At 41.0% G+C, this 22,473-nt stretch carries 30 protein-coding genes; 28 read left to right on the top strand and 2 right to left on the bottom strand.

What is annotated here, in order from left to right; all coding sequences use genetic code 11:
• The first annotated feature begins 59 nt into the window (after positions 1-59).
• The 9 genes from CTER_RS11775 to CTER_RS11740 all read left to right on the top strand — a co-directional run bounded on the left by CTER_RS11775 (position 60) and on the right by CTER_RS11740 (position 6,079).
• Positions 60-341, top strand: coding sequence for a YkuS family protein (locus CTER_RS11775; protein ID WP_004625710.1), 282 nt, complete (start codon positions 60-62; stop codon positions 339-341).
• A gap of 135 nt (positions 342-476) precedes the next feature.
• Entirely contained in the window at positions 477-926 is a 450-nt protein-coding gene (locus tag CTER_RS11770; protein WP_004625670.1) for an RrF2 family transcriptional regulator, read from the top strand.
• 101 nt (positions 927-1,027) lie between these two features.
• Positions 1,028-2,209 carry a cysteine desulfurase NifS gene (gene nifS / locus CTER_RS11765; protein ID WP_004625686.1) on the top strand — a complete coding sequence of 394 codons (1,182 nt, stop codon included), beginning with the start codon at positions 1,028-1,030 and terminating at the stop codon, positions 2,207-2,209.
• A 74-nt stretch (positions 2,210-2,283) separates the two neighbouring features.
• Positions 2,284-2,742 (top strand): Fe-S cluster assembly scaffold protein NifU, encoded by a 459-nt coding sequence (nifU, locus tag CTER_RS11760; protein ID WP_004625690.1) that lies wholly within the window; start codon positions 2,284-2,286, stop codon positions 2,740-2,742.
• Between the two features lie 157 nt (positions 2,743-2,899).
• Positions 2,900-4,009 (top strand): tRNA 2-thiouridine(34) synthase MnmA, encoded by a 1,110-nt coding sequence (mnmA, locus tag CTER_RS11755; protein ID WP_278245924.1) that lies wholly within the window; start codon positions 2,900-2,902, stop codon positions 4,007-4,009.
• Positions 4,010-4,124: 115 nt separating this feature from the next.
• Complete coding sequence (locus CTER_RS11750; RefSeq protein ID WP_004625707.1) at positions 4,125-4,319, top strand: hypothetical protein; 195 nt, start codon at positions 4,125-4,127, stop codon at positions 4,317-4,319.
• Between the two features lie 353 nt (positions 4,320-4,672).
• Entirely contained in the window at positions 4,673-4,777 is a 105-nt protein-coding gene (locus CTER_RS29285; protein ID WP_083908983.1) for a helix-turn-helix domain-containing protein, read from the top strand.
• Positions 4,778-4,779: 2 nt separating this feature from the next.
• A complete protein-coding gene (locus tag CTER_RS11745; RefSeq protein ID WP_004625672.1) occupies positions 4,780-5,550 on the top strand; it encodes a GNAT family N-acetyltransferase in 771 nt (256 codons plus the stop codon).
• Between the two features lie 58 nt (positions 5,551-5,608).
• Positions 5,609-6,079, top strand: a complete 471-nt coding sequence (locus tag CTER_RS11740) for a GNAT family N-acetyltransferase (protein WP_004625699.1) — start codon at positions 5,609-5,611, stop codon at positions 6,077-6,079.
• 37 nt (positions 6,080-6,116) lie between these two features.
• Here the strand turns inward: CTER_RS11740 and CTER_RS29065 are convergent, their stop codons facing one another.
• Positions 6,117-6,248 (bottom strand): hypothetical protein, encoded by a 132-nt coding sequence (locus CTER_RS29065; protein WP_004625678.1) that lies wholly within the window; start codon positions 6,246-6,248, stop codon positions 6,117-6,119.
• A gap of 77 nt (positions 6,249-6,325) precedes the next feature.
• Positions 6,326-7,129 carry a histidinol-phosphatase HisJ family protein gene (locus CTER_RS11735; protein ID WP_004625713.1) on the bottom strand — a complete coding sequence of 268 codons (804 nt, stop codon included), beginning with the start codon at positions 7,127-7,129 and terminating at the stop codon, positions 6,326-6,328.
• A gap of 220 nt (positions 7,130-7,349) precedes the next feature.
• Between CTER_RS11735 and CTER_RS11730 the strand changes: the two genes are divergently transcribed.
• The 19 genes from CTER_RS11730 to CTER_RS11645 all read left to right on the top strand — a co-directional run bounded on the left by CTER_RS11730 (position 7,350) and on the right by CTER_RS11645 (position 22,397).
• On the top strand, positions 7,350-8,786 hold the full coding sequence (locus tag CTER_RS11730; protein WP_004625700.1) for an aminopeptidase: 1,437 nt from the start codon (positions 7,350-7,352) through the stop codon (positions 8,784-8,786).
• 88 nt (positions 8,787-8,874) lie between these two features.
• Positions 8,875-9,735, top strand: a complete 861-nt coding sequence (locus CTER_RS11725) for a TIM barrel protein (protein WP_004625679.1) — start codon at positions 8,875-8,877, stop codon at positions 9,733-9,735.
• Between the two features lie 79 nt (positions 9,736-9,814).
• Positions 9,815-10,261, top strand: coding sequence for a type II 3-dehydroquinate dehydratase (gene aroQ, locus CTER_RS11720; RefSeq protein ID WP_004625691.1), 447 nt, complete (start codon positions 9,815-9,817; stop codon positions 10,259-10,261).
• 157 nt (positions 10,262-10,418) lie between these two features.
• Complete coding sequence (locus CTER_RS11715) at positions 10,419-11,486, top strand: M24 family metallopeptidase (RefSeq protein WP_004625712.1); 1,068 nt, start codon at positions 10,419-10,421, stop codon at positions 11,484-11,486.
• Between the two features lie 166 nt (positions 11,487-11,652).
• A complete protein-coding gene (gene efp / locus CTER_RS11710; protein ID WP_004625696.1) occupies positions 11,653-12,213 on the top strand; it encodes an elongation factor P in 561 nt (186 codons plus the stop codon).
• Positions 12,214-12,249: 36 nt separating this feature from the next.
• On the top strand, positions 12,250-12,666 hold the full coding sequence (locus CTER_RS11705; protein WP_004625680.1) for a CD1247 N-terminal domain-containing protein: 417 nt from the start codon (positions 12,250-12,252) through the stop codon (positions 12,664-12,666).
• Between the two features lie 122 nt (positions 12,667-12,788).
• The gene (locus tag CTER_RS11700) at positions 12,789-14,801 is read left to right on the top strand and encodes an elongation factor G (protein ID WP_004625701.1); all 2,013 of its coding nucleotides are present in this window, start codon (positions 12,789-12,791) and stop codon (positions 14,799-14,801) included.
• Between the two features lie 132 nt (positions 14,802-14,933).
• Positions 14,934-15,362, top strand: a complete 429-nt coding sequence (locus CTER_RS11695; RefSeq protein WP_004625674.1) for a hypothetical protein — start codon at positions 14,934-14,936, stop codon at positions 15,360-15,362.
• Positions 15,363-15,388: 26 nt separating this feature from the next.
• Positions 15,389-15,751: a GntR family transcriptional regulator gene (locus CTER_RS11690; protein WP_004625716.1), complete on the top strand. Its 363-nt coding sequence runs from the start codon at positions 15,389-15,391 to the stop codon at positions 15,749-15,751.
• A gap of 16 nt (positions 15,752-15,767) precedes the next feature.
• Positions 15,768-16,466: an ABC transporter ATP-binding protein gene (locus CTER_RS11685; RefSeq protein WP_004625692.1), complete on the top strand. Its 699-nt coding sequence runs from the start codon at positions 15,768-15,770 to the stop codon at positions 16,464-16,466.
• Positions 16,460-17,086, top strand: a complete 627-nt coding sequence (locus CTER_RS11680; protein WP_004625698.1) for a hypothetical protein — start codon at positions 16,460-16,462, stop codon at positions 17,084-17,086. Before CTER_RS11685 ends, CTER_RS11680 begins: the two co-directional genes overlap by 7 nt.
• Positions 17,087-17,129: 43 nt before the next feature.
• Complete coding sequence (locus CTER_RS28820) at positions 17,130-17,279, top strand: hypothetical protein (RefSeq protein WP_242834975.1); 150 nt, start codon at positions 17,130-17,132, stop codon at positions 17,277-17,279.
• A 137-nt stretch (positions 17,280-17,416) separates the two neighbouring features.
• A complete protein-coding gene (gene spoIIIAA, locus CTER_RS11675) occupies positions 17,417-18,391 on the top strand; it encodes a stage III sporulation protein AA (protein ID WP_004625683.1) in 975 nt (324 codons plus the stop codon).
• Positions 18,391-18,909 (top strand): stage III sporulation protein SpoIIIAB, encoded by a 519-nt coding sequence (spoIIIAB, locus tag CTER_RS11670; RefSeq protein WP_004625677.1) that lies wholly within the window; start codon positions 18,391-18,393, stop codon positions 18,907-18,909. Before spoIIIAA ends, spoIIIAB begins: the two co-directional genes overlap by 1 nt.
• Before the next feature lie 122 nt (positions 18,910-19,031).
• Entirely contained in the window at positions 19,032-19,226 is a 195-nt protein-coding gene (gene spoIIIAC, locus CTER_RS11665; RefSeq protein ID WP_004625685.1) for a stage III sporulation protein AC, read from the top strand.
• Between the two features lie 64 nt (positions 19,227-19,290).
• A complete protein-coding gene (spoIIIAD, locus tag CTER_RS11660; protein ID WP_004625702.1) occupies positions 19,291-19,677 on the top strand; it encodes a stage III sporulation protein AD in 387 nt (128 codons plus the stop codon).
• 104 nt (positions 19,678-19,781) lie between these two features.
• Positions 19,782-21,059, top strand: coding sequence for a stage III sporulation protein AE (spoIIIAE, locus tag CTER_RS11655; RefSeq protein ID WP_004625693.1), 1,278 nt, complete (start codon positions 19,782-19,784; stop codon positions 21,057-21,059).
• An 8-nt stretch (positions 21,060-21,067) separates the two neighbouring features.
• Positions 21,068-21,712 (top strand): stage III sporulation protein AF, encoded by a 645-nt coding sequence (locus CTER_RS11650; RefSeq protein WP_004625671.1) that lies wholly within the window; start codon positions 21,068-21,070, stop codon positions 21,710-21,712.
• Positions 21,713-21,755: 43 nt separating this feature from the next.
• Positions 21,756-22,397: a hypothetical protein gene (locus CTER_RS11645; protein WP_004625675.1), complete on the top strand. Its 642-nt coding sequence runs from the start codon at positions 21,756-21,758 to the stop codon at positions 22,395-22,397.
• Positions 22,398-22,473: the final 76 nt, after the last annotated feature.

The raw sequence follows: 22,473 nt of genomic DNA, 5'->3' as shown, positions 1-22,473 counted from the left end.
GAAGTTAGTACCTAAGAATGAAAATCATTCCTTTAAATATTATTTTCGGAGGTGAAAATATGATAGTTGCAGTACAGTCAAATTTAACGGAGCTGTCAAAAGCCCTATCCCAAAGAGGGTATAATGTGGTTGACCTATATACTTACAGAAACCCTATAGATGCAGTTGTATATGAGGGGGGGCGTTTTGATTTTTCGGCAATAACTGAAGAAAATACAAACCCTGTTATGAGCACCAGCAGCAAATCCAGCTATGGTGTTTTTATTGTCTGCGCAAACGGAAAGAGCATAGATGAAATTGATTATATGCTGAAAAACAGGTGTTACAGCTCGTTTTTCTAGCGCATATAATAATCTGAAAAATAAAAATAATTTAAGTTATTTCAAATAAATGTTACTATTTCTACTTGAATTCCCTTTTATGATATGGTAACATCAATAAAGTCTAGTAAATTAATTGGAATTAAGGTGATTAACTTGAAGGTTTCCACAAAGGGAAGATATGGTTTGAGAGCCATAGTTGATCTTGCCGTCCATGATAGGGAAGGGCAGGTATCTTTAAAAAGTGTTGCAGAAAGACAGGGTCTTTCCGAAAATTATCTGGAACAGCTTTTTTCGTCCTTGAAAAAGTCCGGCCTTGTCAAAAGCATCAGAGGCGCTCAAGGAGGTTACCTGCTTGCCAAGCCTGCTGAAAAAATTTTGGTGGGAGATGTTTTAAGATCCCTGGAAGGGACGCTTTGCCCGGTGGACTGCATAGATCTCGAAATGCCTGTCAGCTGTGATAAGGCTGATAGTTGTGTTACGGCTGCGGTTTGGGCGAAATTGAGGGATAAAATCAACGAGGTTGTTGATTCTATTACGGTAGCCGATCTTGTACAGCAGCATCAGGAAAAAACAAGAAATGACGATTATATTTATTACATATAATCCTGTTTTTATTAATTTTGTAAGGGTATATTATTAAGGAATACTTGAAGACTGATTCATATATTCCTCTTTAAGTTCAAATTTATAAGGGAGTGTTCGATATGGGAAACAGAGTTATTTATTTAGATCATGCAGCAACCACATATGTAAAGCCTGAAGTTTTTGAAACTATGAAGCCTTACTTCTGCGAGCAATTTGGTAATGCTTCTTCAATATATACTCTTGGCCGTGAAAGCAAGAAAGCGGTTGAAGAAGCCAGAGAAAAGGTTGCCAGGGCACTTGGAGCACAGGCCAGAGAGATTTACTTTACCGGTTCCGGAAGTGAAGCCGACAACTGGGCTATAAAAGGCATAGCAAGTGCCAACAAGAAAAAAGGCAATCACATTATTACGTCTGCCATAGAGCACCCTGCAATAATGAATTCCTGCAAATACCTGGAGAGTGAAGGGTTTGAAGTAACCTACCTGCCCGTTGACAGCGACGGAGTTGTATCACTGGAAGATTTAAAAAAGGCTGTAAAGGATACAACCATTCTTATCAGTATCATGTTTGCAAATAATGAAATAGGTACCATTCAGCATATAAAGGAAATAGGTGCTTTTGCCCGTGAAAAGGGCATTTATTTTCACACTGATGCTGTACAGGCAATAGGAAATGTTGCCATAGATGTAGAGAAGATGAATATTGACCTTTTATCTCTGTCAAGCCATAAGTTCTACGGACCTAAGGGTGTAGGCGCCTTATATGTAAGAAAAGGTGTGAAGATTTCCTCCTTTATACATGGTGGAGCACAGGAAAGAGGCAAGAGGGCAAGTACCGAAAACCTGCCTGGTATTATCGGACTGGGTAAGGCAATAGAGCTTGCGGTTGAAAATATGGACTCCTATAACACAAAGCTTCTGGACTTAAGAGAAAAAACCATAGAGGGTCTTATGGCCAAAGTTCCATATATCAGATTGAATGGCCATAGAACCAACAGACTGCCTGGCAATGTAAATATTTCATTCCAATATATAGAAGGCGAATCACTCCTCTTAATGCTTGATATGATCGGAGTTTGCGGTTCCAGCGGATCGGCCTGTTCTTCGGGCTCCCTTGATCCTTCACATGTTTTGATGGCTATCGGTCTTCCCCATGAAATTGCTCACGGTTCACTGAGATTGACATTTGGTGAGGAGAATACCCAGGAGGATGTTGATTTTTTACTTGAGGAAATTCCTAAAATAGTGAGCAAGTTAAGGGATATGTCGCCATTATACGAAGCTATCAAGAACAAAAAGTAATATTTGATACCCTGTTATCAATTTATGAGCATTTAATCAAAGTTAATCATATATGAGAAAAGAGGTTATGTTAAATGTATAGTGAAAAAGTCATGGACCATTTTTCAAATCCAAGAAATGTTGGAGAAATTGAAGATGCCAATGGTGTTGGTCAGGTTGGAAATGCAAAATGCGGAGATATCATGAAAATGTATCTTAAAATAGAGGATAATATAATAGTTGATGCAAAGTTTAAAACTTTTGGCTGCGGGGCTGCAGTAGCAACCAGCAGTATGGCTACCGAGCTTGTAAAGGGCAAAACTGTTGAGGAAGCTATGAAAATAACAAATAAAGCTGTTGCTGAAGCACTTGATGGATTGCCGCCCGCAAAGATGCACTGTTCAAATCTTGCAGAGGAAGCTATTGCTGCTGCACTGGAGGATTACAGGAGAAAGAACGGCCAGGCCCCCGATGAGAGCGTAGACTGTAACGGCTGCTGCAACAGCTGTTATCACAGCCACGGACGTGAAGAAGATTTTGATGATGAAGACTAGATCTGTAATATATAAACGTGTATTGTCCGGTGGAATTTAACCGCCGGAGATGTATGAATTTAGATGATATAGACTACTGGATAACTCTGAATTAATTTAAAAATGGTTAAATAATAAATGATATTCGGTTATTATTTAACCATTTTTTTAACGTAGGGTGAATTTTTTAGTATGGGAGATTGAGGTAATGAGCTCAAAAAAGGTTATGCTTGGAATGAGCGGCGGCGTTGACAGTTCTGTTGCGGCCGCCATTTTGTTGCAGCAGGGGTATGAGGTAATAGGCGTAACGCTTCAGATATGGCAGGATATGGATGAGGAAATAAAGAAATCAGAGGGCGGCTGCTGTTCCCTGTCTGCGGTTGATGACGCGCGAAGAGTTGCAAATAAGCTTGGAATACCCTATTATGTTTTGAACTTCAAGGAAATATTCAACAAAACTGTTATTGAATATTTCAAGGAAGAGTATTTTAAAGGACGCACTCCCAACCCGTGTATTGCCTGCAACAGGCATGTCAAATGGCAGGCAATGCTTGACAAGGCTGTTGCAATGGGAATTGACTATATTGCCACAGGCCATTATGCAAAGGTTATGCTTGACCCTGAGTCTGGAAGGCACATCCTTAAGAAATCTGTGACTGATAAAAAGGACCAGACTTATGCGCTGTATAATCTCACGCAGGAGCAGCTGGGAAGGACTCTGATGCCGGTGGGGGATTATTCAAAGGAACAGATAAGGGAGATAGCAAAGGAAATAGGACTTTCTGTGGCAACCAAGCCCGACAGTCAGGAAATCTGCTTTATAAACGATAATGACTATGGAAGATTCCTGAGTGAAAACAGTGATAAAAAAATTGTTCCCGGAAAGTTTGTTGATACAAAAGGAAATGTACTGGGAACACATAAGGGAATAGTACATTACACGGTAGGTCAGAGAAAGGGGCTTGGCATAGCCTTTGGAAAACCTATGTTTGTTGTGGCACTGGATGCGGAAAACAACAGGGTTGTTCTCGGAGACGACAATGAAGTGTTTTCAGATACGCTTACAGCCTCGGACTTAAATTTCATTTCAATAGAGAGACCAGTTGACGGTATGAAAGTCAATGCCAAAATAAGATACTCTGCGAAGGAGGCGCCTGCAACGATTCATGTCATTGACGGGCAGAAAATCCGTGTGGTTTTTGATACTCCGCAAAGGGCCATCACACCCGGACAGTCGGTAGTTTTTTACAATGAAGATGTAGTAGTCGGCGGAGGAACAATAGATTAAAAACAAATAAAAAAAAACACATATAAAATAATAATTTGCAGACATTAATAATTGATTTTATTTCATTGGAGTCAGCAGATTAATTTTCAGCTGGTTCCAAAGAGGAGGGATTCTTTTGCGCGAAGGTCTTATTCCTGCCGTTTTGGGAACAGCAGTTACGGCAACTGGATTGGCAATGCGAGGTTATGATATGAAAATGAAAAGACATAGAATGACCAGGCGTGATTCAACGGTTGCAATCGGCGCTGGTATAATCGGTTTTGGACTGGCTCACGTAGTATTGGGTTCCATTGACCTTATTCAGAAATAAATCAGAGGGGTGCGAAAGCATCCCTTTTCATATTATCTGCCTGTTCCTGAGTTATCTATGCCTTTTCTATGGTCTTCACATTCATATTCATATTCTCATTTTCACATTCGTACACTTTTGCACATCTTCGTATATTTCCACTCCATTTTTCAAGGTTTAATGATAAACATTAAATATATTTGACTTCATTATGGTCAGGTATTACTATTTAAATAGTAATAATATCCAATTGTGAAGGAAAATTAAATGAATGAGAAAATTGAAGATACATTGATTGAATATTCCCTCGTTTCAAAGGATATAACTGTAACTTCACACTTTATAGTAAAGGAAGCTTTATTTTAGCCGACGGAATGCTTTTTATAAGGGCTATCCGTTTTTCTTCACTGGAGGCCAAATGTGATGTTCTGGATTGCCAGCCCGGAGATATTATTGAGTATAGAAGATATGGGGGATAACAATGTATCATTTGAAAAAACATGAAATGGATAAAATAGTTCCGTTCTTTGAGGGCTGGAAGGAAACCTTAATATGGTCATGTCTGCATGGCATAATGGGAAGTGCCTGGGCGGATAACGCAGAACAGCCGGCAGCTGCTCAGATCATAACAGGGGATTTTTGTTTTTTTGCAGGTGCTCCGGATATTGAACTGGTAAAAAATATACCTGGCGATTTTTCGGCACAAAATATTTTAATGGTTCCGCCGAACGATGAGTGGGCCGCTCTGATTGAAACAGCATATAAAAACAGATTTAATAAATTCATGAGATATGCTATAAAAAAGGAACCTGGGGTATTTGACAGGCAAAAGTTAAATGCTTATATTGAAAAACTTTCACCAGAATATACAATAAAAATGATTGATGAGGAAGTTTTTCAAAAGGCAGGGTCACAAGGCTGGTCAAAAGACTTGTGTTCCCAATTTTCCGGCTACAAAGAATTTGAAATGTATGGTCTGGGAGCGGTAATCCTTCACGACGGCGAGCTGGTATCGGGTGCAGCTTCGTATACGGTATATAACGGCGGTATAGAAATTGAAATAGATACAAAGCCGGAATACCGCAGAAGAGGCCTGGCTCTTGCCTGCGCATCAAAATTGATACTGGAGTGTCTGGACAGAAATCTTTATCCCAGCTGGGATGCCGCAAACAGGGAATCTGTGGCTTTGTCCGAAAAATTAGGATATCATTTCGACAGGGAGTATGTCACTTACTCGGTACCGGTGAAATAAAATCGTACAATATGAAAAAGCCTGGAAATACAGTTAAGAGGCAGGAGAATACTAAAATATGGATGTAAGTATAATAAAAGCTGAAAACAAGCATCTGAATGACTGTATAATTGCTTTGCAGAAATCGGAACTGGGAAGAATATATTTCTCAACTGAGAATAAAGCATTGAATGCCATAAGCGAGGGTATGGGTAAGGGTGAAATAAGTGTTGCCATTAACGGGGATAACATTGTTTTAGGTTTCATGTGGATTATTGAAAACGGAGTTTTTCACAGTTTCCCCTACCTGCATATTGTTGCGGTAAAAGAAGAGTTCCGGGGACTTGGGATAGGCAGGGAGTTTTTAAATTACATGGAAAGGGTATGTAATTCCTCCAAGCTGTTTCTTGTTGTTGCGGATTTTAATACTGGTGCCAAAAAGTTCTATATAAAAAATGGATTTAAGGAAGTGGGACGTATTCCTGATTTATATAAAAACGGGGTTACGGAATTCTTGATGATGAAGGAACTTCAGGGAAAAAAGCTTTAGAGGGAAAAAGCTTTAGAAAGTAAAAAAGCCCTTTTCACTAGGCTGTTTCAACTGCTTCTGAGGTGTTGGCGGAAGTGTTTGCGTGAGATTGTTTTTCAAAAACATCAAAGCATTCGCTCAGGCAATCCTCAATAACATCGGGATTAATAAATACGTTATCCTTATTCAATTTTATCACCTTCTTTCTACTACAATATTTACTATATACCTATTACAGCTAAATTGCAATGGGATATTATGTTAAATTTATATTACTAATTTTTCAAATACCGGCTTTCTTTTCTCAAAATGAGCAACATATTTAAAACCTATGTCTTTCAGATGAGCAACGGCTTCTTTGAAACTATGGCCAAGATGCTCGGCAAAGTGGGCGTCGGAACCCACGGTTATTATTTCTCCGCCAAGTTCAAAATATCTTTTGAACACATCATAACCGGGAATGGGCTGTTTCAGATCGGAACGCAGACCTGAGGTATTTATTTCAATACCCTTGCCCCTTGCAATGACGGCTTTCAGTATTTGATCCAACAAATCACTGTAATCGGCATATCTTAACGGCTTGTCCTCAAAGTTTCCATAACGTGCAGCATATCCGATATGGCCGATGACATCATAGTTGTCATATGCTCCCACCGAAACCAGGATTTCCTCCAGATAGCGCTCATAAGACTGCTGCTGGGTCCGCCCTCTGAAAAATGCACCTGTATACGGGTCCATATGGTCTATAATATGGACGGAATTTATGACAAAGTCAAAAGGGTATTTCAGCAAAACTCTGTTTATGTGCTCCAGAACCTGCGGCTGGAAGCCCATTTCGACACCTGTCAGCACAACAAGTTTTTCTTTCCAACTAGCTTTTAGTGCAGAGAAGACTTCAAAATATTTATCGAAATTTATTAAAAAGCTTTCGTCAAAGTCAGGATAGTCATAATCCACATGATCGGTAAACACAACTCCGGTCAAACCTATTTCAACAGCTCTTTTACAAGCTTCCTCGGCGTCCATTTTGGAATCTGTAGAAAATTTTGAATGAATATGATTGTCAAACATTGTAACTTTCTCCTTTGGTAAGTATAATAAAACTGAATAAGTTATCCGGATTTGTGTTATTATACATTGATTTGGATATCTTAAATATAAATACAGATAATATTATTATAAAAACTTAAATTTAATATCTTAAAATATCTTAAATAATATTATCAATTTTTTTAATTTAAGTCAAAATAATGGGATTAAGCATACATGGTATGCGGATGGGAGATTTGTCATGAGTGAAGAAAAATCACAAGCAGAGCTGTTGAAGGAAAAGCTTTCCTACCAGCCCAGGAATGCATGGGAACATAGTGAAAAAGAAATTAGAGATGCCTTTGACCTTTGTGAAAACTACAAGGAATATTTAGATAAAGGTAAAACAGAAAGAGAGTTTGCAGCTATTGTAGAAAAGGAATTAATTAAAAACGGTTATCAAAATCTGCAAACTTTATTCAAGCAGGGCAAAAGATTAAACAGGGGAGCCAGGGTCTATTACATAAATAGGCATAAGGCGGTTGCTTTCGCAATACTCGGAGACAAACCGGTCATTGACGGTATTAACATGGTAGGGGCTCATATTGATTCCCCAAGACTGGATATCAAACAGAATCCACTGTATGAAGACTCGGGCCTTGTTCTGCTTAAAACACATTACTATGGCGGAATAAAGAAATATCAATGGGTTGCTATCCCATACTCCCTCCACGGAGTTGTTGTCAAGGCCGACGGAACAAAAATCGAAATATGTATTGGAGAAGACGAAGCAGATCCGGTGTTTACAATAACCGACCTGCTTCCTCATCTTGCACAGGACCAGATGCAAAAGAAGGCAACCGAAGTGGTGGCCGGAGAGAACCTGAATGTATTGATAGGATCCAGACCATATAATGATAAAAAGGTAAAGGATAAAATCAAGCTGAATATATTAAAAATTCTCAATGAAAAATACGGCATGGTTGAAGAGGATTTTCTTTCTGCCGAGCTGGAGGCGGTTCCTGCGTTCAAGGCAAAGGACATCGGACTTGACAGAAGTATGGTGGGTGCATACGGACAGGATGACAGGGTGTGCGCTTATACATGCTTGAAGGCAATGATAGATGCAAAACCGGCAGATATGACAGCACTGTGTATATTGACCGACAAGGAGGAAATCGGAAGTACAGGAAATACAGGAGCTCAATCCAATTTTCTCAGGAGTTTCATATCAAAGTTAATTTATTTGACAAATAGCAATTACTCGGATATTTTGCTGAATCAATGCCTGGAAAATTCCATCATGCTATCGGCTGATGTCAACCCTGCCGTTGATCCGGCATATCAGGAGGTTCAGGAAAAGAGAAATGCTTCTTACATGGGCAATGGGGTTTTAATCCAGAAATATACCGGTTCAAGGGGCAAATATGATGCCAGTGATGCAAATGCCGAGGCAATCGGACTAATAAGGAAGCTTTTCAATGAAAAAGGAATAATCTGGCATACCTCCGAGATGGGAAAGGTTGACCAGGGCGGCGGAGGTACCATAGCACAGTATGTTGCAAACCTTGGCGTTGAAGTACTTGACTGCGGAGTACCGCTGCTTTCAATGCATTCCCCTGTGGAGGTAACCAGTAAAATAGATGTTTACATGTTCTACAAGGCTATGAAGGTTTTCCTGGAGAGCAATTTGGGCTGATGCTTTTAAAGAGAATTATAACCACCGTCAATATATGAAATAGATGTTACCAACTGATGAAGCAAAACTGCATTTTAAGGAGAAAAGCATGATAAAATTTGGACCTTCAGGAAATTCTGACAGTTTTTATGAACAAGGATACAAGTCATCTTCACAAATGCCTGCGTGGCTGGCCGGAATGGGTCTGGACGCATACGAATACTCCTGTACCAAGGGTGTGAATGTGGGTGAGGCAACTGCAACCGAGATCGGCCGGCAGGCAAAGGATAACAACATATTTTTAAGTATACACGCCCCATATTATATAAACATGTCCAGTGAGGAAGAGGAAAAGAGAGAGAATTCAAAGAGATATATCCTGGAAACACTCAGAGCAGCAAAATGGATGGACGCTAAAAGAATTGTCGTGCATACCGGCTCCTGCAGCAAGGTGGGAAGGGAGACTGCTCTGAAGTATGCTCTGCAGATATTGCAGGAAACACTGGAACTCTCTGATGCTGCAGGTTACGGGGACGTGCACATCTGCCCGGAGGTGCTGGGAAAGCACAATCAGCTGGGTACCATAGAAGAGGTAATGGAAATGTGCAAGGTCGATGAAAGGATTATCCCCACCATCGATTTTGGACATGTGCACGCCCGTGGGCTTGGAAGGCTTAATTCCGAAGAGGATTTTGCAGCTGTAATTGATATAATCGAAAACTCCATCGGAAAGGAAAGAACGAGAAATATTCACTGTCATTTCAGCAGGATCGAGTTTTCAAAAGGGGGAGAAAAAAGACACTGGAATTTTTCTGACAGACAGTATGGACCGGAGTTTGAACATCTGGCCCCAATACTTGTCAAAAGAAAAATGGAACCTGTAATTATTTGTGAGTCAAGAGGAATGATGGCGGAGGATGCCCTTGAAATGAAAAGGCTTTATTTGCAGGCCAAAGAAAAATATGAATAGTCAGAGGCCGGCAGCCTGAATGTACGTATTATGGGCTTTTGTCGGTGCCTGCAGGAAAATATTGACATGGAGGTTAACAATGAAAAAAGTATTGGTTGTAAACGGTCCCAATTTAAATCTGTTGGGAGTCCGGGAAAAAGGAGTTTATGGAAGTGAGACGCTTCTGGACATTGCAAAGGCAGTGAATATTACCTCAGAAGAACTGGGGCTTGAAACCGACTTTATCCAGAGCAACCATGAGGGAGAGATTATTGACAGGCTGCATGCTGCAAGGGGAGTTTACCAAGCAGTGATAATCAATGCAGGAGCGTATACCCATTACAGCATAGCTATCAGGGATGCCATAAAGTCAATTGAGATACCTACAATTGAGATACATCTCTCGAATATACATAGCAGGGAAGAATTCAGGCATACATCTGTGATAGCGCCTGTGTGTGCAGGACAGATATGCGGTTTTGGAAAAATGAGCTACATTCTGGCTTTGCATGCGGCAGCAAACCTGAACGGCTATATATACAGCTGATAACAAAGCAATTATAAAAGAGATAATTAAAGGCGTGATCGAAAGCATAATTAAAGAAATATTAATAAGAAATAATTATAAGGAATTGAATATAGAAAAAATAATAGAGTGAGCGCTTATGACGCAGATTGGAGTTGGAATGTTTAATATTAATAATATGCAAAACAGACTTGAAAAATTCAGAACAAAACTGGCTGGCATGCAGCTGGATACTGCATTGATAACCAAAAGGGAAAACTACATGTATCTTTCGGGTTTCACAGGTACATCGGCAAATTTGGTTATAACACCAAACAAGGCATATTTGCTTACCGATTTCAGGTATGCCGAACAATCTTCAAAGCAGGCCCCCCTATTTGAGATAATCCAGCATAAACAGGATATGAATGAAACAATAATGGAGTTGATCAATTCTGAAAATATAAGAGCCATCGGTTTTGAAGATCAGTCGGTAAGCTACTCTGAATATGAGGTTCTGGCAGGGAAGCTCAAGGGCACTGAGCTTAAAGGTATAGGTCCGGTGGTTGATGAAATGAGAAGTATAAAGGACGAACAGGAAATAGAAATAATCGCCAAAGCCGTTAAGATAGCCGATGATGCGTTAATGCAGGTACTGCCGCTAATAAAGCCGGGAATCACCGAACTGGATGTGGCTGCCGAGCTGGAATACAGAATGAAGAAGCTGGGAGCAGCTGGTCCGTCCTTTGAAACAATTGTAGCCTCTGGCTTAAGATCCTCAATGCCCCATGGCGTGGCGTCACAAAAAAAGCTTGAACTGGGTGATACTATAACCATGGATTTCGGCGCCCTGTACAACCATTACTGCTCGGATATAACCAGGACGGTATTCCTGGGACAGCCCGACAAAAGATTGCTGGATATCTACAATATTGTTTTGGAGGCGCAGCTGGCTGCAGAAAAAGGAGCGGTAAGAGGCAGAACCGGCAGGGAAGTTGACAAGATTGCAAGAGATATTATTTATGGAAAGGGTTTTGAAGGAAAATTCGGCCATGGACTGGGACACAGTTTGGGGCTTGAAATTCATGAAAATCCAAGGCTTTCGGTGGGCGGACATAAGGTGCTTGAAAACAATATGGCAGTTACTGTCGAACCTGGAATATATGTTGAGGGTTTAGGCGGTGTCAGAATTGAAGATACTATCATTATAAGAGATCAAACTCCCCAGATTTTAACTCAGGCTCCAAAAGAAATCATCATACTGTGAAAATGAGAGATTTAAGTACTAAATTAAACAGAAATTTCGAAAATTTACTTGCCTAAACGTTAAAATTAATTTAATATAAACTAGGAACAATTAAACATAAAAAATTCTTTATGTTATTTATTAATTCATAAAATGTTAAATTTTATTTATATCATGGAGGTAAGATATGATAGTAGCAGGCGATTTTAGAAACGGTGTGACCTTTGAACTGGATAATAATATCTTTCAGGTTGTGGAATTCCAGCACGTTAAACCTGGTAAAGGTGCCGCTTTCGTAAGAACAAAGCTGAAGAATATAGTAACCGGTGCAACAGTTGAAAGAACATTCAATCCAACCGATAAAATGCCAAAAGCTCATATTGAAAGAAAAGATATGCAGTACCTTTACAACGATAGCGATTTGTACTATTTCATGGATGTTGAATCCTATGAACAGATGCCTATAAACAAGGCTACAATAGGAAACACTCTTGATCTCGTCAAGGAAAATGAAGTAGTCAGGATACTTTCACACAAGGGAAATGTATTCGGAATTGAGCCGCCAACCTTTGTGGAGCTTGAAGTTACCCAGACTGATCCCGGCTTCAAGGGTGATACTGCCACCGGTGCTACAAAACCTGCTACTGTTGAAACAGGAGCTGTTATAAAAGTTCCGCTTTTTGTTAATACTGGAGATGTTATAAGAATAGATACCAGAACAAATGAATACATGGAAAGAGTAAAATAATTAAATATACACAAGTAAAAATGAGGAGGTAGGATTATGAGTTATATTAGTGAACGAGTTGCTTTCATTAAAGGTTTGGCAGAGGGCATGAAAGTAGATGATACTACAAATGAAGGCAAGCTTTTGACTGCTATCATTGATGTTTTGGACGATATTTCCCTTGCTATCGAAGACGTTGAAGAGATTCAGGATGAAATGGGTGAGCAGGTGGATGGTATTGACGAGGATCTTGCCGAACTCGAAAAAATTGTTTACGAAGCCGAAGATGAGATCGAATTCGAAGAAATCGAATGCCCTTACTGCGGTGAGGAGATAGAGGTTGACCTTGATTTGATCGATGAGGATGCCGAAGCAATCGAATGCCCTCACTGTCATCAGAAGATAGAACTTGAATGGGATTGCGATTGTGATAGCGATGAATGCGGCTGCGGACACGATCACGATAAAGAGTAATTAATTAAGATTAAAAACTGCTGACAAATACTTGTTGGCAGTTTTTTGCGTATAGGAAAAAATTTATCAATATTTGCGGCCGCCATTGCGGCTCAAAGCCATAATACGGCCTGGGGGTTAAGGTGAAGAAGACCATAGGAATACTGGCACATGTGGACGCCGGAAAAACTACATTTGCAGAGCAGATTTTATACCATACCAAAAGCATCAGGAGCAGAGGCAGAGTTGACCATAAAAATTCCTTTCTTGACAATCATGAAATTGAAAGAGACAGAGGTATTACAATATTCACCGATCAGGCTGTTTTTACTTATGGGCAATCAACCTGTTATCTGATAGATACCCCGGGACATGCCGACTTCTCGTCTGAAATGGAAAGGGCACTGCAGATAATGGACTATGCAGTTGTCATTGTCAGCGCTGTGGAAGGAGTACAGGGCCATACTGAAACCGTATGGCAGCTCTTGAGAAACTTGAATATTCCCACCTTCTTCTTTATAAATAAAATCGACCGTGTAGGGGCAAATATTGAAAATGTTATAGCTGAAATAAAGGTAAAGTTGACCGGGGAAATCCTGTTTACAGCCGGCCTGATTCCCCAAGCCGTAAAAAATACCGGCTGTCTTTCCATAGCCGAGCTCAAAAATATGAGTCCCGGATTGATGGAATTTGTGGCTGAAAGAGATGAAACCCTGTTGGAACTTTATTTGCAGGGGAGGGTTGAGAACGTTGATTGGCTCATGGAATTGAAGCAGCTGATAAAACAGGGCCGTGTTTTTCCCTGCATGGCGGGCTCGGCTCTCCAGGATGTTGGTATAACAGAATTTGTGGAAGTTCTTGACTTGCTGTCATATTCTGATTATGAAGAAAAAAGCTCTGAGAAATTCAGCGGCAGAGTATATAAAATACGCCATGATGAGCAGGGGAACAGGGTTACATATATAAAGGCCCTTTCGGGGAAGCTTTCTGTAAAGGATATTCTGGAATACGGCAGGCAGGATGAAAGCACCGGCAGTGTCAGACCTTCCGAAAAGATCAATCAAATAAGATCATACAACGGCACCAGGTTTTCAACAAAAGAATTTGTTTCGGCAGGGGAGATTTTCGCCGTTACGGGCCTTTCGAAAGCCTGTGCGGGAGATGGGGCGGGAACCCTGGAGGAAAGAGCCGTATACAGGATGATACCTGCACTTAAGTCCAGGCTTGTCTTTGATAAAAGTTTGAACAACAAGGAAGTATTGAACAAAATGAAACTTCTCGAAGCAGAGGACCCGGCTCTTAATGTTTCATGGAATGAAGCGCTTCAGGAGCTGCACTTCAGCATAATGGGCGTTATACAGCTGGAGGTGCTGAAGCAGGTAATAGAACAAAGGTTTTTATATAAAGTGGATTTCGGCCCCTGCCAGGTCCTTTACAGGGAGACCGTATCCAGGCCGGCAACGGGCTATGGGCATTTTGAGCCCCTGAGGCACTATGCCGAAGTACATTTGAGACTGGAGCCGGCACCAAGGAACAGCGGTATCTCCTTCGAGAGCATCTGCCATATCGATGACCTTCTTCCCAGTTACCAGAATCTGATCCGCTCCCATCTGTTTGAGAAGGAGCACAACGGAGTGCTTACCGGCTCGTCAGTTACAGATGTTAAAATCACCCTTTTGACAGGACGGGCCCATCTGAAGCATACCAGCGGAGGTGATTTCAGGGAAGCAACTCTGCGCGCCATGAGACAGGGGCTGGAAAAAGCCGGATGCATATTGCTGGAGCCCTTCTACCGTTTCAGGATAGAAGTGGATATTGACAGCATGGGAAGGGTTTTATCGGATATACAGAAAATGCATGGTGATTTTGAGCCGCCTGAAACCCGGGAAAACAAGTTGACAATAAGGGGGAGGGGGCCGGTTGCAACCTTTATGAATTACAGTATGGAGCTGGTTTCCTTTACAAAGGGAAAGGGCAGTATAAACCTGTTTTTTGACGGTTATGACATATGCCATAATGAATCCGAAGTAATTGAAAATTCGGGTTACAATAAAAATGCAGATCCGGAATATACCTCAAATTCTATTTTTTGCGCCAAGGGTGCGGGCTTTACAGTAGAGGCAGGCAAAGTTGAGGAGTATATGCATTGCCTATAATTGCAAGCAACTGCTATTGCAAATACAACAATTGTATTGACACCTTAATACAATTGTTGTATTATTGTATTAGGATATTAGTACAATAATACAGTGGTACAATATCATAACCTATTGAAAGGGATATAACGTATGAATAAAAAAACAAGTCTTTTATTGGCACTCATATTTGCCCTGGTCTTTATTTCGGGATGTACTTATGGAAGCGGAGGTTCAACTGGATCGGTGGAGATAAATACCTTTTCCAGGATGTCGGCGTCCTATCAAAAATTCAGCGGTTACAAAACTACAGATTTACATGTAAAAGAAGGAGAAACCCTTGAGGTCAGTGTTAACATAGTTTCAAAAAAAGGAAAGCTTGATTTTATTATTATTAGGAAAGCAGATAAAAAAGCTGAAAAGAAGCAAAAGGACGAGACCGTATACGAAAAAAACGACCTTCCCACCTCGGAGTTCAAGGTGACACTTGACAAACCCGGCGCCTACGATATTACTGTTACGGCTGAGGGACACAAGGGAAGCTATAAGGTAACCTGGCAGGAAGCTGATAAAAAGGGATAGAAAAATTACCGAAAGGGGGTATTTCCATGGCAAATGATTATTCATCAAATGTGCCCATTTATCTTCAGATAATGAATGATGTAAAACTCAGAATTGTATCCGGTGTCTGGGAGCCGGGGCAGAGGCTGCAGTCTGTGAGAGACCTGGCTGTTGAATTTTCGGTAAATCCCAACACCATGCAGAGAGCTCTGTCCGAGCTGGAAAGAGATGGGCTGCTTTATACCGAAAGAACTTCGGGGAGATATGTTTCACAGGACCAGCAGAAGATATCAAAAGCCAGAAGCGGTATGGCTGAAGAGTATACCGAGAGCTATTATGATGCCATGCAAAAGCTTGGCTACAAAAATGAGGAAATAATCAAAATAGTATCAAATAAATCAAGCCTTTAATAAAGGAGGATAATATATGAGCAGGATAATTGAAATAAATTCATTGGATAAGAAATACGGCTCAAGGAAGGTATTGGACGATATATCACTTACACTTGAAAGCGGAACCATAGTGGGTTTGCTGGGACCTAACGGCTGCGGCAAGACTACCCTGATAAAAGCAATAGCAGGTCTTATAAAAGATTATAAGGGAAAAGTTCTGATTGACGGCTCTGAACCCGGTGAATTCTCAAAATCCATAATTTCCTACCTGCCTGAAAAAACTTATTTATCTGAAAATTATAAAGCAAGGGAAGCACTGGACTTTTTTGAGGATTTTTACGCCGACTTCGACAGGAAGAAAGCGTTAGAAATGCTGGCTCAGTTTAAGCTTGATCCCAACCAGAAAATAAAAAGCATGTCAAAGGGCATGCAGGAAAAGGTCCAGCTCACCCTGGTCATGTCCAGGAAAGCAAAGATATATCTTCTGGATGAACCCCTGGGAGGTCTGGATCCGGCATCCAGAAAGGCAATGCTGGACATTATATTGAATAACTATTCGGAGGACGCGGTAGTCCTTCTTTCCACACACTTGATCAACGATGTGGAAAGGATATTTGACAGGGTGATCATGATTGGAGACAGCAAAATACTGATTGACGATACTGTGGACAATATACGCGAGAATAACGGCAAATCCGTGGTGGAATTATTTGAGGAGGTATTTAAATGCTGAGTAAATTGTTGAAATACGAATTCAAAGATACTGCACGCACCATTCCTCTGCTTTATCTTGTCGGTTTGATTTTTGCCGGTTTGGTGCTTTTTTCGGTAAAGCTGCTGCATATCCAATGGTTTCAATTTACCACGTCGGTGGTACTCATGCTGCTGGGAATCGCTGTCTCAATAATTACTTTTGTAATTATAGTTATGAGATTTTATAAGAATCTGTATTCAAACGAAGGTTATCTGATGTTTACGCTGCCTGTTAAACCTGGTTTGCTGCTGGCTTCCAAATCCATAGTGGCATTTTTGTGGATGATTTTAAGCTATTGCTTTACTGCCGGGGCATTTTTTGTGAGCTTGTATGGTCTTGGAGTCGCAGGCGAACTGGCTTTGGCAATGGATGAAATAAAAAGCCTTGGTGCCGAAAAAATGATCTATTTATTCATACCGGCCATCATACTTGCAACTCTGTATTTACTGGGGCAGATATACTTCGCAGTAACCATGGCCAACACGCCTGCTTTTCATAGTATAGGCATAGCAGCAGCTTTTTCTGGTTTTTATAGCAACAAATATAATTTTACAGATAGTGGAAGCAATATTTACTGTTTTTGTTCCCTTTTCAATTGAAATTGGCTTTGAAAAAATAAATGCTTCGCTGACATCTAAAAACATGTTCGGCTTTATCCTGGAAACCGTAAAAGGCTCCGAGCCCACAGGCATTGTAATCGGTCTTGGAGGCTATGTATTTGAAATCGTGATGGTTTGTGTCCTGTTTTATGTAACGTCACGTATGATGAAAAATAAAGTTTCATTGAAGTAATAGATATCATTAATAAAATATTAAAATTGATAACCCAACTTTACCTGAAAAATAAAGTTGGGTTATTTTTTTTACATGTCATAAACATGGACAAAGCCTAATATATATAAATAACTTAATTTAGGAGATGCATACACATGATTAAAGGGGTGCAAAGTGACATACTGCCTTATTTGATACCCAGTATCAGGGCAATTTTAATGAAGCTGGAGGCTGAAAAGTTGGACAATCTTCAGGAAATACGAATGAGGGCAGGAAAACCACTGATGGTCTTTTATGGCGGCAGGGACCTGTTTGTGACTGTAAACGGTGAGATATCCTCCGATATACGGGAGGCGTATATGGTAGCTCAGAATGAAATAATCAAGTCCCTTGAATTAATGAGTGAAAATTCCGTTTATGCCTTTCAGGAGGAGATAAAATCCGGCTATTTGACTCTCAGAGGAGGCCACCGTGTCGGTTTAAGCGGCCGGGTAATAGTTCAGGAGGGGCAAATAAGGAATATCAAGGATTTCAACAGTTTGAACATACGTGTGGCCAGGGAAGTTTACGGCTGTTCAAGCAAACTTGTCAGATTCATAATCAAAAGCAGTGACGATATATATAACACCCTTATCATAGGTCCGCCTCAAAGCGGAAAGACGACAATTTTACGTGATGCCGCAAGGCTTCTCAGCAATGGCGGTGAAAGAATTGATTTTAGGGGATTGAAGATAGGAATTGTAGATGAGAGATCGGAAATAGCCGCCTGCAGCAAAGGAATTCCACAAAATGACGTGGGTTTCAGAACAGACGTTATGGACAGCTGTCCCAAGGCTCTTGGAATGGAAATGCTGCTCAGAAGCATGTCCCCGAATATTATTGTAACGGATGAAATCGGTACCCGGGGCGATAAGGCGGCAATAATGACAGTACTTAACTCTGGAGTCAAAATCATTGCTTCGGCACATGGCTATAACATTTCAGAGCTGAAAATGCGCGAGGAACTTCTGTCAATGATCAAAGCAAATACATTTGAGAGATATATAGTTTTAAGCTCAAGCAACGGGCCCGGAACGCTGGAAGAGGTATTTGATTCCCAACAGTCGGCCATCTACAGGAGGTGTTCCTGATGCTGCTGAAAATGATTGGAGCCGTGGTTTTAACAGGGGCTACAAGTTTGATAGGTTTTCTGCTGGCAGCCGATTGTTCAAAAAGGCCCAGAACCCTGCGGGAGCTGCAGGCCCTGCTCCAGATGCTGGAAAATGAAATAAGCTATTTGTCAAACTTGCTGGCAGAGGCCTTTTTCAGAATATATGAAACTTCAAAGGTAGATGCAGCCATACTTTTCAAAGCTGCCGCCCTTAACCTTCAAACCGGAGGGGTAACTGCAGACATGGCGTGGGACAAGGCTGTTAATGAATATTATTCAAAGCTTTCACTGAACAGGGAGGACAGGGCCATATTGATCACTTTTGGTAAGATGCTTGGAAATTCCGACCTTGAAGGGCAGCTGAACAACATCAGGCTTGTTTCCTCCCAGCTGAAGCTGCAGGAGGCCAAGTCGGAAGAAATGAAACGGAAAAACGAAAAAATGTATAGAACTCTTGGAGTTTTAAGCGGCCTGGCGTTGGCCATAATATTGTTCTAGCGCTTTCAATGCAAGGCCCTACAGCATACTTTTTCACATAGAACGGATAAGAGATAGAGGTTCCCATAAATAATTTACAGCCGCTGCGGCCCAAGGCCGTAATATGGCTCATGGAGGTCATTATGAATGTAGATCTTATATTTAAAATAGCTGCAATAGGGATTCTGGTATCGGTGCTCAACCAGGTGCTGGAACGGTCGGGCCGGGAGGAACAGGCCATGATGACCACACTTGCAGGTATTATAGTTGTTTTAATGATGGTATCCAAGGAAATAGCAGGACTTTTTGCCGCTGTAAAAACAATGTTTCAGTTTTAATGAGGTTTATACGAATTTTAATGGACAAATCCAAAGGGGTTAAAATTATGAGGGTACAGATGATATGGATATACTTCAAATTGTTTGCATTGGTATTATAGCAGTTATTTTAACAGTAACAATCAGACAGCAGAAACCTGAAATTGCCATGCTGGTCAGCATAGTTGCCGGACTTCTGATATTTGTTCTGATAGTGGTCAAGCTTACCTCGGTTATTGATTTCATAAAGACCTTCAGCAGAAAAGCAGATATTGATGCCACCTACATAACAATTCTGCTGAAGATAGCAGGCATCGCATACATTGCAGAGTTTGGAGCCGAGGTATGCAAGGATGCAGGCGAGTCGTCAATAGCATCAAAAATCGAGCTGGCAGGTAAAGTAACAATTGTAATACTGGCAGTTCCCATAATTACATCACTGCTGGACCTTGTTGTCAAGCTGATGCCCTAGAGGCTGTGACATTTTAATTCACATATGGACAAGTTTTAATATTAAGACAGCTGGAAGCTTTGTTTATTTTTTAATGCTGCTGTATTGCAGCAAATGGGGGTAGTATGCAAAGGAAGAGGAAGCTAAAAATTGGTGTTTTATTTGTTGTGCTGCTGCTCAGCCTTTTTTATCCTGTAGAAATCAATGCGGCATCCCGGAACGAAGAGAAACCTCCATACGCCGGCACTTCCAACAGGGCGGATCAGGACTCGGCAGTGAAGGAAAAAAAGACTGAGACCCCTGACGACACTATGAGCATAATAAACGGACAGCTGGAAGCCAATGACAGCACGGCAATCAGTGAAAGCATAAAAAAGTATTACAATGACGACGCAGAGAAACTATTTCCTCAATTTGATCCCGAAAAGATTATTGCCGGTGCAGCCAAGGGGAATTTTGATCTCAGCGTTAAAGGAATACTCGACAGGGTGGTCAAATATTTGCTGGAGGAGGTTTTCCTCAATGTTGACATACTTTTTAAGATAGTTGTGCTTGCAATAATTTGTGCCGTACTCAAAAACCTTCAAAACTCATTTTTAGGGGAAAGCGTGGGAGAACTGGCATTTTTCGTTTGCTACATTGTAATTGTTTCAGTGCTGATGGTGAGCTTCAGCAGCGCAATGAAAATGTGCATGTCAATTATAGACAGCATGGTGACCTTCATGCATGCAATAATACCGCTGCTGATAACACTGCTTGTTTCGGCGGGAAACTTCACTTCAGCGGGGGTGTTCCAGCCCATACTCATAATGCTTGTGGAGGTTGGTGCAACAGTAATCAAAAACTTCTTTATCCCGCTGATATTTCTGGTGACGGTTTTGAATATTGTAAATAACATCTCGGATAAAGTCCAGCTTACAAAGCTCTCAGGTTTTATAAAACAGATATGCACCTGGGGCCTGGGCCTTATACTCACCGTATTTATAGGAATAGTCTCCATACAGGGCTCCATGGGGGCCGTTGTGGACGGGGTGACCAGCAAAACGGCAAAGTATGCGCTGGGGACTTTCGTTCCGGTGGTGGGAAAGTATCTGGCCGATGCCGCCGATACGGTTGTAGGCTGTACATTAATAATTAAAAATGCTTCGGGACTTATTACCATGATAGGTATAATCATTATCTGCCTGGCTCCGCTGCTTAAAATACTTGCCGTAATTATTCTGTACAAGCTGGCCTGTGCTTTTGTAGAGCCTATTTCAGATAAAAAAATAACAAATTGCCTCAATGATATGGCAGGTTCGCTGACATATGTACTTGGAGTCACAGCAGCCGTGGCAGTGATGTTTCTGATTGTCATAACGGTTGTGATCAGCACCACAAATGTTTCTGCAATGATAAGGTAGGTGAGGGCATGCTTGAATTTCTGAGAAGCTGGATAATAAATATTGTAACAATTTCATTGATTTTGATTTTGTTTGAAATAATCGTTCCGTCAGGAAAAATAAAGAAAATAATAACTCTGGTGTCGGGTTTTGTACTTTTGATTGCCGTGGTAAATCCATTTCTCCAATTGAAAAACAGCAATTTTGATTTGAGTGAAGCGGTACAGGCCGACAGCTTCTACATAGACCAGAAAGAGGTTGAAAACAGCAGCAAGCTGCTGGAGGAGACCCAGGCCAGACAAATTGCCGAAGTCTACAAAAAAAAGCTGGCACTGCGTATAGAGGAAGAGGCCGGCAAGCTGGAAGGTGTTTCGGTAACAAAGACCACAGTGGAAATAAATGAAGACTACAATTCTGAAAAATTTGGTGAAATTACAAAAATATCCGTCGAATTAAAAAAGACATCAAAAGAAAAGGACAAGAAAACCATAGAACCGGTGGTAACAGTGGAAAAAATAGATATAAATGCCGGATTGAACAAAAAGAAAGAGAAGGAAAAGGAAGGTCTGAAATTTGTCGATCCTGAAGACAAGAGACTGGCCGAACTGGTAAAACAGAATCTGAATAAGTCTCTTGAAGTAAATAAGGAAAGCATTGAAGTAACCATTACTTAAGTTTTACCGGGTAATTTCATATAGAATCCTGGGAGGTAGCGAGATGAATAAATTAGGCGAATTGGTAAAAAAAATTCAACAGAGAATAGGCAAATACGGCAGCAAAAAAATTATAGAGAAGGCTGTAATAATTGCAATAATAGGGGTAATATGCCTGATAGCAGGAAGTGTACTTTTCGAAGATACATTTAAAAAAAATGCGGCAACAACCACTCCCCAGGCAGTAAACCAAAAACAGGAACCTGCCGATCCCACTGCAGCTGAAACCCTGGGTCAGGCCAAAGGTGAGTCAAAAACCGAAATAGAGGAAAACCTCAGGTCAATCCTGTCACAGATAAAAGGGGCCGGAAAGGTGGATGTAATGATCACCTTTGTTTCGGGAAGCGAGTCGGTACCTGCGGTAGATGTAAACTCAAGTGAAAACAGCACCCAGGAGAGAGACAAGGAAGGAGGTTCAAGGGACATTAAAGAGAACAGCAGGGATAGAAGCATCGTTTATGAGGAAAGCCAGGGGGTCAAGAAGCCTTTTGTTGTCAAGGAAATACTTCCGAAAGTAAAAGGCGTGGTCATCGTGGCCGACGGCGGAGGAGATGCCGAAGTCAGGAGTAACCTGACAAAGGCTGCCGAAGCGTTATTGGAGGTGGCTGCCCACAAGATTCAAGTGTTTCAGAGGAGAAACAATTAAATTTTATAAAAATAGAAATAAAGTGTGATACCGGTGAATATACATAATCTTGAGAAGGGAATGGTGCCGTACCGCC

Source organism: Ruminiclostridium cellobioparum subsp. termitidis CT1112 (assembly GCF_000350485.1).
GTDB classification, from domain to species: Bacteria; Bacillota; Clostridia; order Acetivibrionales; family DSM-1351; genus Ruminiclostridium; species Ruminiclostridium termitidis.
Note: the sequence above shows the minus strand (reverse complement) of the source record. Positions and strands in the feature narration are given on the sequence as shown.

What these genes read in the sequence shown, in the direction of transcription:
- CTER_RS11775 (WP_004625710.1), top strand. Translation starts at nt 60, where the DNA reads ATGATAGTTGCAGTACAGTCAAATTTAACGGAGCTGTCAAAAGCCCTA.
- nifS (WP_004625686.1), top strand. Translation starts at nt 1,028, where the DNA reads ATGGGAAACAGAGTTATTTATTTAGATCATGCAGCAACCACATATGTA.
- nifU (WP_004625690.1), top strand. Translation starts at nt 2,284, where the DNA reads ATGTATAGTGAAAAAGTCATGGACCATTTTTCAAATCCAAGAAATGTT.
- CTER_RS29285 (WP_083908983.1), top strand. Translation starts at nt 4,673, where the DNA reads ATGCTTTTTATAAGGGCTATCCGTTTTTCTTCACTGGAGGCCAAATGT.
- CTER_RS11745 (WP_004625672.1), top strand. Translation starts at nt 4,780, where the DNA reads ATGTATCATTTGAAAAAACATGAAATGGATAAAATAGTTCCGTTCTTT.
- CTER_RS11740 (WP_004625699.1), top strand. Translation starts at nt 5,609, where the DNA reads ATGGATGTAAGTATAATAAAAGCTGAAAACAAGCATCTGAATGACTGT.
- CTER_RS11735 (WP_004625713.1), bottom strand. Translation starts at nt 7,129, where the DNA reads ATGTTTGACAATCATATTCATTCAAAATTTTCTACAGATTCCAAAATG.
- CTER_RS11730 (WP_004625700.1), top strand. Translation starts at nt 7,350, where the DNA reads ATGAGTGAAGAAAAATCACAAGCAGAGCTGTTGAAGGAAAAGCTTTCC.
- CTER_RS11725 (WP_004625679.1), top strand. Translation starts at nt 8,875, where the DNA reads ATGATAAAATTTGGACCTTCAGGAAATTCTGACAGTTTTTATGAACAA.
- aroQ (WP_004625691.1), top strand. Translation starts at nt 9,815, where the DNA reads ATGAAAAAAGTATTGGTTGTAAACGGTCCCAATTTAAATCTGTTGGGA.
- CTER_RS11715 (WP_004625712.1), top strand. Translation starts at nt 10,419, where the DNA reads ATGCAAAACAGACTTGAAAAATTCAGAACAAAACTGGCTGGCATGCAG.
- efp (WP_004625696.1), top strand. Translation starts at nt 11,653, where the DNA reads ATGATAGTAGCAGGCGATTTTAGAAACGGTGTGACCTTTGAACTGGAT.
- CTER_RS11705 (WP_004625680.1), top strand. Translation starts at nt 12,250, where the DNA reads ATGAGTTATATTAGTGAACGAGTTGCTTTCATTAAAGGTTTGGCAGAG.
- CTER_RS11695 (WP_004625674.1), top strand. Translation starts at nt 14,934, where the DNA reads ATGAATAAAAAAACAAGTCTTTTATTGGCACTCATATTTGCCCTGGTC.
- CTER_RS11690 (WP_004625716.1), top strand. Translation starts at nt 15,389, where the DNA reads ATGGCAAATGATTATTCATCAAATGTGCCCATTTATCTTCAGATAATG.
- CTER_RS11685 (WP_004625692.1), top strand. Translation starts at nt 15,768, where the DNA reads ATGAGCAGGATAATTGAAATAAATTCATTGGATAAGAAATACGGCTCA.
- CTER_RS11680 (WP_004625698.1), top strand. Translation starts at nt 16,460, where the DNA reads ATGCTGAGTAAATTGTTGAAATACGAATTCAAAGATACTGCACGCACC.
- CTER_RS28820 (WP_242834975.1), top strand. Translation starts at nt 17,130, where the DNA reads ATGTTCGGCTTTATCCTGGAAACCGTAAAAGGCTCCGAGCCCACAGGC.
- spoIIIAA (WP_004625683.1), top strand. Translation starts at nt 17,417, where the DNA reads ATGATTAAAGGGGTGCAAAGTGACATACTGCCTTATTTGATACCCAGT.
- spoIIIAB (WP_004625677.1), top strand. Translation starts at nt 18,391, where the DNA reads ATGCTGCTGAAAATGATTGGAGCCGTGGTTTTAACAGGGGCTACAAGT.
- spoIIIAC (WP_004625685.1), top strand. Translation starts at nt 19,032, where the DNA reads ATGAATGTAGATCTTATATTTAAAATAGCTGCAATAGGGATTCTGGTA.
- spoIIIAD (WP_004625702.1), top strand. Translation starts at nt 19,291, where the DNA reads ATGGATATACTTCAAATTGTTTGCATTGGTATTATAGCAGTTATTTTA.
- spoIIIAE (WP_004625693.1), top strand. Translation starts at nt 19,782, where the DNA reads ATGCAAAGGAAGAGGAAGCTAAAAATTGGTGTTTTATTTGTTGTGCTG.
- CTER_RS11650 (WP_004625671.1), top strand. Translation starts at nt 21,068, where the DNA reads ATGCTTGAATTTCTGAGAAGCTGGATAATAAATATTGTAACAATTTCA.
- CTER_RS11645 (WP_004625675.1), top strand. Translation starts at nt 21,756, where the DNA reads ATGAATAAATTAGGCGAATTGGTAAAAAAAATTCAACAGAGAATAGGC.